The following is a 9,876-nucleotide window of genomic DNA, read 5'->3' as shown; positions in this document are numbered from 1 at the left end:
ATAGGCAGAACGAGACCTGCCAGGTTTCATAAACCTAGCAGGTCTTTTTGATTTATTGCAATAAATGAAAAGGAAAAACCTTGAACCTGTACCTATCCTGCTGAAATTCATCTTCCTGGTCTATTTTCTTGTTTTGTAAGCAAAACTTTTATTGTTTAATAAACAACATTATAGAAATCAAGCGTACTGAACTTCATTTGGACTGATTTTCATAGAATTCATTTTAAATTACGTGGATGAAAAACCTTCTTTTGCTTTCGATAATTCTCTTAATGATGGTCAACTGCTCCGAAAAATCTGACCCTATTGCAGATATCTTCAGAGATTACCAGGGCGAAAACCCAGGTGCGGCAGTTGCGGTAATCGAAAATGGGGAAGTTATATATCACCAATCCTTTGGAATGGCAGAAATCGAGACCAAAAGGCCTGTCCAAACCAATACCAATTTCCGGTTGGCTTCCGTTACAAAGCAATTTACTGCCACTGCAATTCTGCTGATGGAGAAGGGAGGATTAATCGACTTGGATTGGACTTTGGATCAGGTATTCGAGGTTTTTCCGGAATATGGGAAAGACATTCAAATCCACCATTTACTCAACCACACTTCGGGGATTTGGGATTATGAGGATTTTGTGCCTGACTCCGCCTTGGTCAATCCCATCAGGGACCAAGGCGTATTGGAAATCACCCAAAAAATTGATCAGACTTATTTTTCTGCAGGGGAACAATTCCGGTACAGCAATACCGCCTATGCCTTATTGGCATTGATGGTTGAAAAATATTCCGGACAGGAATTTTCCGATTTTTTGGAAGAAAATATTTTCAAACCTTTGGGCATGAACCATACACTTGCCCATATCAAAAACATCAACACCGTACCTGAAAGGGCTTTTGGATACAGCCGGGAAAAAGACCATTGGGTACTGAAGGACCAAAGCAGCACCTCTGCTGTTTTAGGAGATGGTGGTATTTATTCCAATATACCTGACCTTTTTCTTTGGGATCAGGCTTTGCATGAAGGCAAGATCCTTCCTTTGGAAACAATTGAAGGGACTTTCCTCAAGGCAAAACTGAATGATGGCAGCGAGATTGATTACGGCCTAGGTTGGCACATTAAGGAATTCGGAGGCGAAAAAGTGGTCTATCATACCGGCAGCAGCACTTCCTTCAGAAATATTTTTTATCGAATCCCATCAAGAAATCTTAGCATCATCATCCTCACCAACCGCAATGAACCTGAAGAAGAAAGTATGGTAGACCTTGCAGAAAAGGTCTTGGAAACCTTTCAGGGAGTCAACTCGATCCAATGATATTCTCAATAAAAAAACCGGGCATCCCTGCCCGGTTTTCTTGTTCTTTTATATTATCCAATCGAAATTGAAAGTTAGGTTAATTCTTAAGCACAGGCTTAGTTTTTCACCGTTCGAATCTTTTCAGATTAACAGATTTTCGAGATACATCAACCTGACGGAGGATGAGTCTCAATCTTTAAGCCTAAGGATCCTTCATACTCGCGCCTCGGATCAGGATGACGGGAATTCTAAACCTTATTTCTAATTCCGAACTTTTTCTGATTGGAACCCGAAATGACAAAGAAAAGCCTGTCTTGTTTCTTGTTTCTTGACTCTTTTTTCTCTCGTCTCTCGCCTCTAATCTCTCGCTTCTCCCACTACTCTCCCTGTGCCAAGCTATACGCTCTCACGCCATCAAAAGAATAAAGGTTTTCAGTTTTGATAAAGTCAAAGCTTAATTTGGCTATCTGATCCATCAAATCTAGAACCTGTGCATGGCTGACAAGAGACTGATCGGCTTTTTGGAACCTGCATCTCCAATGATCCGTACAGAAAGTTTCTTTCATCCCTCCAGGATATACCTTGATTCCTCTGTTAGTGATCAATTGAAGGACAAGACCATCAGCGTCAGCTTTTCTAAGGGCATCACCAATGGAATTAGGGTCTCTGCCATCTTTATCCCAATCAATAAATACATCCACTCCAATCAGTTTTTTCTCTGATTTGGTCACTGGAGAAAGCTTGATGCTGATAGGATCCTTTGCTGATTTATCAAAAATCGCAGGAGTCATATTCACCGGCTTCTGTCCCAATCTCTCGATCACCGCTTGAGCGAATTCTTGTGTTCCTACCTTTTTGCTAGAGATCCCTTCTTGATAAATATCACCAGTATGGATACCATCTTCCAAAGTTTTCATCCAAGCATTGCCTACTTTTTCTGCAATCTCAGGCTGACCGATATGCACCAACATCATCACAGCTCCATTGAGCAGCCCTGAAGGATTGGCCATATCCTGACCGGCAATATCCGGTGCAGAACCATGGATCGCTTCAAACATAGCCACTTCTTCTCCCACATTGGCGGAGCCACCAAGTCCTACAGAACCAGTAACCTGAGCAGCAATATCAGAAATAATGTCTCCATAAAGGTTTAAAGTAACAATCACATCAAAAATCTCTGGCCTCTCAGCGATCAAAGCTGAACCGATGTCGATAATCTTGTGATCCGTTTCGATATCTGGGTATTCCTTTGCAATTTCATTGAAAGTCTTATGGAATAAGCCATCGGCCAATTTCATGATATTGTCCTTGGTCATACAGGTCACTTTCTTTCTGCCATACTTTTTGGCATATTCAAATGCATACCTGATGATTTTTTCAGAACCTGGCTGAGAGATCAGTTTCAGACACTGATAGACCTCCTGCGTCTGCCTGTGCTCAATGCCGGCGTAGAGATCCTCTTCGTTCTCACGAATGATCACCATGTCTGTTTTAGGGAAGTGGGTTTTCACAAAAGGGGAATAGGCCTTACAAGGCCTCACATTTGCAAAAAGCCCAAAAGATTTTCTGGTTGTAACATTCAAACTCTTAAAACCTCCACCCTGGGGAGTGGTAATCGGGGACTTTAAAAATACTTTAGTCTCTCTTAAGGAATCAAAAGCCTTAGGCTCCATACCGGAGCTGATTCCTTTCAAATATACCTGCTCGCCGATTTCGATGACATCGTATTCTAACTGAGCGCCAGCTGCTTCTAGGATATTCAGCGTGGCTTTCATGATTTCAGGTCCGATCCCATCACCATAGGCAACGGTAATTTTTCTTTTTGATGACATATATAGAGTTGATTTAGTTGAAAATTTGATATGTTACAAAAATATAAAAATAAAGCCTATCAGAGAGGTAAACCTATTATAATTTAGCACATAATTAAAATTCGTTGACAAACGATTGAAATAGTGTTATTAGGCACTATAACCTTTTTTCGATTGTATTTTTCTAAGGAATGCTTTGGGAATGCCTATGGGCCTTGTATATTTGACGCCTAACCATCACCAAATACCATGGCTGATAATACCAATATTATCTCAGAAGAAAAAGAAGGGATTCTATACCTGACTGTAAACAGGGAATCAAAGTTGAATGCTTTGAATTTTGACACCTTAGAAGAAATCAGGAATATTTTTAACGAGGTTTCTGATAATAAGAATATCAAGGCTGTAATCATCACCGGCTCAGGTGAAAAAGCTTTCATTGCAGGAGCAGATATCAGTGAAATTGCAGAACTTAATGAACTGAATGCCAGAAAATTTGCAGAGAATGGTCAGGAAATATTCAGCCTAATCGAAAACTGTCACAAACCTGTAATCGCTGTCGTCAATGGCTTTGCCCTTGGAGGTGGTTGCGAGCTTGCCATGGCTTGCCATATGAGGATTGCTTCTGCCAATGCCAAATTCGGTCAACCTGAGGTCAATCTAGGTATAATCCCAGGTTATGGCGGTACCCAAAGGCTTACTTACCTGATCGGTAGAGGAAAAGCTAACGAATTGATGATGACAGGAGACATGATCGGAGCTGAAGAAGCAAAATCACTTGGGCTTGTCAACTATGTATGTGAATCCAAAAACGAAGCTATGGCAAAAGCTGAGGAAGTGATTCAAAAAATCATGAGTAAAGCACCATTAGCCATTGGCATGATTGTAGATTGTGTCAATGCAGTATTTATACAAGGAGAAAATGGTTACCAAACTGAAGCAAACAGTTTTGCCCGATGTGTCAAGTCGGGAGATTATAAAGAGGGCACCTCAGCTTTTCTTGAAAAAAGAAAACCAGTTTTCAAAGGGGAGTAAATCCCCTTTTATTTTTTAATCATGGGGCAACTCAAACAATTGGCCGGACAGACCGCTATTTATGGCATCAGTAGTATTCTGGGCCGTACGGTCAACTTTTTACTTATCCCCATCTACACTGCTTACCTTACTAAAGATGCAGTAGGCGCATATACTGCTCTTTACGGCTATATGGCACTCTTCAATATCGTTTTTACTTACGGTATGGAAACTACATATTTCCGATATGCTACAGGAAAAGGTTTGGATCCGGAAAAAGTCTTTGCACAGATCCAATCACTTCTCATCACCACTTCACTTTCTTTAGGCGCCATAATTTACTTATCCGCTCCTACTTTGGCCACCTGGCTCAATTACGAGGGGCAAGAGCACCTTTTTAGATGGATTGCCTGGATATTGGCTATTGATGCTATTTTGGTGATTCCCTATGCCAAATTGAGAAAAGAAAATCAGGCCTTCAAATTTGCCTTTACCAAGCTCAGCAATATCCTGATCAATGTTGGTTTAAATATCTTTTTCATAGTCTTCTGCTACCATATCTGGAATGGTGACTGGCTAGCTGGTTTATCTCCATTAATTCAAAAAATATACAACCCTAATTGGGGAGTAGAATATATTTTCATTTCAAATTTGATTGCCAATGCAGCCATGATACCTGTTTTGTTTTGGCTGACCAAAAAGTTCCGGTTTGCCATCAGTTGGGTATTCCTCAAACCCATGTGGCATTATGCATTTCCTTTATTATTTATGGGTCTTGCAGGCACTATCAATGAGACTTTTTCCCGGACAATATTCGAATATGTTTTGCCGGAAGGTTTTTACGATGGGCTTACTTCTAGGGAAGTCACTGGTATTTTCGGAGCCAATTTCAAACTTGCCATACTTATGAACCTCATCATTCAGGCCTTCAAGTATGCCGCAGAGCCTTTTTTCTTCAATCAATCCACAGAAAAAAACAGCCCGGAAACCTTCTCGAAAGTGATGCATGCCTTTATTATTTTTTGTTCAACATTGATGATTGCTGTGTCAGTGAATCTTGACCTTCTTGGATCGGTATTCCTTAGAGGAGATGGCTATGTCTTAGGCAATTATATCGTTCCTGTTTTATTGTTGGGCTACTTGATGTTGGGCATTTATTTCAACCTCAGTATTTGGTTTAAGCTTACCGATCAGACCAAGTACAGTTTTTACATTACTGTCATTGGAGCATTGGTGACAATAGCGGTTTTATTCACTATGGTCCCGCAGCTAGGTTTGATGGGAGGCGCTTTGAGTACTTTATGCTGCTACACGGTCATGACTGTTATTTGCTACTTCATTGGGCAAAAATATTTTCCTATTCCTTATCAGACTGGAAAGGGTGTTTTCTACCTTCTTTTTGCCTTCGCATTGAGTTATTTAGGTTTCTTTTGGGACTGGGGAATTCCAATTATACAATTTATCGGCAGGAATAGTCTTGTGATTGTATTTGTTCTTGTAGTTTTGCTGCTGGAAAAAAAGGAAGTCCAAAAACTTAGGATCCAATTGAATAATAGGAAAATATAAAATTCAGTCTGCCAAGAACAGGTTAGATGATTTCCTCGCAATCCGGAACCATCCCTATCCCATTAGCCCAGATTGCTACAGGAGAATTATTGTGGTACCTATGCGAGATAATCCAGTGACAAGAAGTAAGCTATCCATACACTTTGCACCAATTATGATCTTTAATAAGAAAATTAAAATAATATGAAAATCAAAGTTATCAACCACTCAGCACATTCTTTGCCAGAATACCAGACGCCACTATCGGCAGGACTTGACCTGAGGGCAAATCTAGAAGAACCGGTAACTTTGGATTCCTTGGAAAGAAAACTAATAGGAACGGGCCTGTTCATTGAACTGCCTCAAGGCTACGAGGCACAGATCCGTCCAAGGTCAGGATTGGCATATAAATACGGTCTTACAGTATTGAATAGCCCCGGAACAATAGATGCGGATTACAGAGGAGAGATCAAAGTGCTTTTGGTAAATTTATCAAAAGAGCCATTTAGGGTGGAAAATGGAGAGAGAATAGCGCAAATGGTCATTGCCAAACATGAGCAGATAGATTGGCAGCCTAGCGAAACCCTATCTGATACAGAAAGAGGTGCTGGGGGTTATGGCAGTACCGGTAAAAAGTAGAAAAATGCTTTTAATTGTTTGTGGACAGGTATAATTGATCGATTTCAAATAATGAGAACAAAAAGGCATCAAGTTTGCGTTATAAGATCAATCCCTTTATAAAATGAAAATGGATCCTGCAATCCCTGCACCCCTATCATAGGAATAATCAAATAACAGTATAATCATCGATTCGTGAAAATAAGGTCAAAAAGCATACTCATATTAATCCTTTCCATATTGGTAAGCCTACCGGCTTTTTCCCAAGAGAAATTATCCCGGAAACAGAGGAAAGAGCAAATGGAATTAAGAAAATCAGATCGTTTTTTTATAGATGGTCAGAGATTTATGATGCTTGAGGACTTTGATAAAGCTTATTTTTATTTCCAGAAAGCAAGAGAAATCAATCCTGAAGACCCCGCAATCAATTTTAAGATCGCCGAAATTTTACTTCGTGCCAATAGGGTGGAAGACGCAATGGACTATGGGCTTCAGGCTGTGGAAGGTGATCCTGACAATAAGTATTACAATTTGGTCATGGCTGAGGCCTTTTCCAAGCAGGGAAAGCCTGAAGCAGCAGCAGAAATACTGGAAAACCTGATGGGCAATTCTGAGGAAAACCAAAACTACATCCTCGACCTGGCTTCACTTTATTTAAGCTCTGGGAATTATGACAAGGCCCTTGACGCAATCAATAAAGCAGAAGAATATTATGGCGTTGTAGAGCAGCTTACAATACAAAAGCAAAGAATATTCCTGAGAAATAATGATTTGCAGGGAGCTATTGATGAGGGAAAAAACCTTATAGAAGCTCATCCTGGAAATTCGCAATACGTATTGAGTCTGGTTGAAATCCTTTACAATAATAACCGCGCGCAAGAAGCACTTAAAACCGTCGAAGAATCCCTAAACACCTATCCCAATCAGCCTGATTTACAGATGGCCGCATATGCTCTTTACAAGGACATGGGTGATCTGGAAACAGCAGAAACCTTAATAATCGAAGCATTTCAAAATCCAGACTTAGAGGTCAATGTTAAAGCCGAGGCGTTTTCAGATATTTTACAGGAAATGAAAACAACCAGAAGGGAGAGATTATTGGATCAGCTCCAAAAGCCATTGATAGAACTTCATCCCAATGAGGCTGATGCTCTTACTGTTGTTGGAGACAGACTCTACTTTAATGACCAGAGAAAAGAGGCCTTAGAATACTACGAAAAAAGTCTCAAAATAGACCCATCTAACTCAGAAGTGCTGCAAGGTGTCATCATGACCATGTTTGATGCAGCCAAAGATTTTGAAGAAATTGAAAAATATACTGAAATCGCTATAGATGAATTTCCGGAAAGAGCAGAATTTTGGTTTTTTGACGGTACTGCCAAGATTGCTCAAAAAAAGGCCAAGGAGGCAGTAGAGTCTTTAGAAAAAGCGAAAGAAGTCAATCAAAGGAAAAATAAACAGTTGGACATTTTGGTTCAAGGTCAATTGGGTGACGCCTACCATCAACTTGGTGAAAAAGAAAAAGCTTATGCCGCTTACGAAGCTGTATTGAAAGAAAGACCTGATGATGAGCATGTCTTGAATAATTATGCCTATTTCTTATCGTTAGACAAAAAGGACCTTGATAAAGCAAAAAAAATGTCAACCAAATTGGTAAAAAAACACCCTCAAAACGCTACCTATCTGGATACCCATGCATGGGTTCTTTTCCAGCTCAAAGAATATGAGGATGCGAAAAAATACATGGAACTTGCCCTTGAAAATGAAGACATCCCAAGTGGAGTAATGCTGGAGCATTATGGGGATATACTCTACCACCTCGGGAATAGAAATGAAGCAATCAGCTTTTGGAGAAAAGCAGAAGGAGGAGATGAAACTTCAGAATTTTTAATCAAAAAAATTAAGGATCAGAAATACTATGATTAGGTCACTTTTAGCTTTGCTTGTATTTATGGCAATTGGTTTTGCGTGTGCCCCTAAACCTAACCTATATACCTCTGATGAGGTAATGCAGGAATTTGACCCAGTCTATCTTGACTTTGATAATCTCACCGCAAGAGGCCGGATCGTAATCGAAGAACCCTCGGGAAAAACCACCAAAGGAGTCATCAATATAAGGGCTAAAAAGGACAGTATTTTATGGTTTAGTATTACGCCTGGGTTGGGTTTGGAAGCTTTCAGAGGTGCCATCACCAAGGAAAGGGTAATGATCAAAGACAGACTTAATGGTCAGGACATCAACTTTACTTTTCAAGAAATAGAAGACCTCTATGATTTGAGTTTGAACCTAGATTTAATGCAAAACATTATTTTTGCCAATATCCCACATGAGTTCAGCTACAGAGATAGGTTGATTCGAATAGGTCAATATTTTGAACTGACCCAAGCAAGGGAAGGATTCAGGTATCACTCCAGGGTAAGCACTACACACGGCAAAGTAGCTGAACTCACTACCACTTCAATGAAAGAAAAAGGTTCTCTATTAGCCAATTACCATGTATTTGAAGATTTGGGAAATCAGCCTTTTCCAAACCAAATGCTTCTGAGGCTATCATTCAATACTCCTGATGGTCCGCAGGCTTCTATTATCAACTTAGAAATGACCAGAACAGAATTGGTCGATACCCCATTATCATTTCCATTTCGGTTTTAAAGAATGTTGAAAAACAAAATAATTATTATTTTTCTTGTCTGTATTTGGCTTGCACCCACAATGTATGTCCATGCCCAGACTAAAAAAACCCGTGCTGAACTGGAAAAAGAAAAGGCTGATATTCAAAAACGCTTGTTGGAATTTGATCAGATCCTAAAAAGAACAGCAGAAACTAAAAAAGTTTCCGTAGGCCAACTCAATGTTGTCAGTAAACAACTTCAAAACAGAGTTAGCTACATCAATACCTTAAATAGGGAGGTGAAGTTGATCGACGCAGAGGTCAGGGAAACAGAAAACAAAATCAACGCCTTGGAAAAAGACCTTCAAAACATGAAAGAGGAATATTCCGGGATGATTTATACCTCCTCCAAACTCAATCAGGGAATGACCATGACTGCGTTTGTTTTCAGTTCTTCTACCTTCAAACAGTTTTATATGAGGCTGAAGTACCTCAAGCAATACTCAGATGCAAGGAAAAAACAAGTAGAACAAATTGAAAAAACCACTGCTGAATTGGCTGTTCAACGGGCTAATTTAGAAGCGAAAAAAGAAGAAAAGCAGGCTGTTCTCCAGCAGGAGCAGCAGCAAAAACAACAATTAGACAAAGCCAAGCAGGAGCAGCAAAGTATTGTCAATAGCCTTACTAAACAAGAGCAGGATATCAGAAAACAGATCGCTGCGGCAAAGAAACAACAGGAAAACCTCAATAAAGCTATAAGGGCGATCATTGAAGAAGAAATAAGAAGAGCAGAAGCCGAGGCCAAAAAAGCCAATTCCACAGCAACACGTTCTTCCGGTAGCAGTATTCCACTTACACCTGAAGCTGCTGCCTTGTCAAATTCTTTTGCAGGAAACAGGGGTAAGCTCCCATGGCCGGTCGAAAGTGGGTTTGTTTCGAGACCGTTTGGAACCCACCCCCACCCTACAGTGAAAGGTGTAACAG

Annotated in this window: 8 protein-coding genes; 7 read left to right on the top strand and 1 reads right to left on the bottom strand. The window is 40.1% G+C overall.

The features are described from left to right. The first annotated feature begins 236 nt into the window (after positions 1-236). Positions 237-1,310 (top strand): serine hydrolase, encoded by a 1,074-nt coding sequence (locus EA341_RS10770; RefSeq protein ID WP_293014034.1) that lies wholly within the window; start codon positions 237-239, stop codon positions 1,308-1,310. Between the two features lie 359 nt (positions 1,311-1,669). Here EA341_RS10770 and EA341_RS10765 read toward each other — a convergent pair whose 3' ends face one another. Then, positions 1,670-3,124, bottom strand: a complete 1,455-nt coding sequence (locus tag EA341_RS10765; RefSeq protein ID WP_293014031.1) for an NADP-dependent isocitrate dehydrogenase — start codon at positions 3,122-3,124, stop codon at positions 1,670-1,672. A gap of 228 nt (positions 3,125-3,352) precedes the next feature. Here EA341_RS10765 and EA341_RS10760 point away from each other — a divergent pair, with 228 nt between their 5' ends. The 6 genes from EA341_RS10760 to EA341_RS10735 all read left to right on the top strand — a co-directional run. Further along, a complete protein-coding gene (locus EA341_RS10760; RefSeq protein ID WP_293014028.1) occupies positions 3,353-4,138 on the top strand; it encodes an enoyl-CoA hydratase-related protein in 786 nt (261 codons plus the stop codon). 21 nt (positions 4,139-4,159) lie between these two features. Then, the gene (locus EA341_RS10755) at positions 4,160-5,683 is read left to right on the top strand and encodes a lipopolysaccharide biosynthesis protein (protein WP_293014026.1); all 1,524 of its coding nucleotides are present in this window, start codon (positions 4,160-4,162) and stop codon (positions 5,681-5,683) included. Positions 5,684-5,866: 183 nt separating this feature from the next. Continuing rightward, positions 5,867-6,301: a dUTP diphosphatase gene (gene dut / locus EA341_RS10750; protein WP_293014024.1), complete on the top strand. Its 435-nt coding sequence runs from the start codon at positions 5,867-5,869 to the stop codon at positions 6,299-6,301. 279 nt (positions 6,302-6,580) lie between these two features. Further along, the gene (locus EA341_RS10745; protein WP_293014021.1) at positions 6,581-8,206 is read left to right on the top strand and encodes a tetratricopeptide repeat protein; all 1,626 of its coding nucleotides are present in this window, start codon (positions 6,581-6,583) and stop codon (positions 8,204-8,206) included. Continuing rightward, positions 8,199-8,933 carry a DUF4292 domain-containing protein gene (locus EA341_RS10740; protein ID WP_293014018.1) on the top strand — a complete coding sequence of 245 codons (735 nt, stop codon included), beginning with the start codon at positions 8,199-8,201 and terminating at the stop codon, positions 8,931-8,933. The genes EA341_RS10745 and EA341_RS10740 overlap by 8 nt, the downstream gene beginning before the upstream one ends. Positions 8,934-8,993: 60 nt before the next feature. Beyond that, positions 8,994-9,876 (top strand): peptidase M23 (locus tag EA341_RS10735; RefSeq protein ID WP_293014037.1); only part of this gene is annotated, 883 nt, incomplete at its 3' end.

Source organism: Mongoliibacter sp., assembly GCF_007692705.1.
Lineage (GTDB): Bacteria > Bacteroidota > Bacteroidia > Cytophagales > Cyclobacteriaceae > Mongoliibacter.
This window is presented reverse-complemented; position numbering and strand designations above follow the sequence as displayed.

Excerpts from the sequence above, each read along its gene's own strand:
- EA341_RS10770 (WP_293014034.1), top strand. The coding sequence starts at position 237 with ATGAAAAACCTTCTTTTGCTTTCGATAATTCTCTTAATGATGGTCAAC.
- EA341_RS10765 (WP_293014031.1), bottom strand. The coding sequence starts at position 3,124 with ATGTCATCAAAAAGAAAAATTACCGTTGCCTATGGTGATGGGATCGGA.
- EA341_RS10760 (WP_293014028.1), top strand. The coding sequence starts at position 3,353 with ATGGCTGATAATACCAATATTATCTCAGAAGAAAAAGAAGGGATTCTA.
- EA341_RS10755 (WP_293014026.1), top strand. The coding sequence starts at position 4,160 with ATGGGGCAACTCAAACAATTGGCCGGACAGACCGCTATTTATGGCATC.
- dut (WP_293014024.1), top strand. The coding sequence starts at position 5,867 with ATGAAAATCAAAGTTATCAACCACTCAGCACATTCTTTGCCAGAATAC.
- EA341_RS10745 (WP_293014021.1), top strand. The coding sequence starts at position 6,581 with ATGGAATTAAGAAAATCAGATCGTTTTTTTATAGATGGTCAGAGATTT.
- EA341_RS10740 (WP_293014018.1), top strand. The coding sequence starts at position 8,199 with ATGATTAGGTCACTTTTAGCTTTGCTTGTATTTATGGCAATTGGTTTT.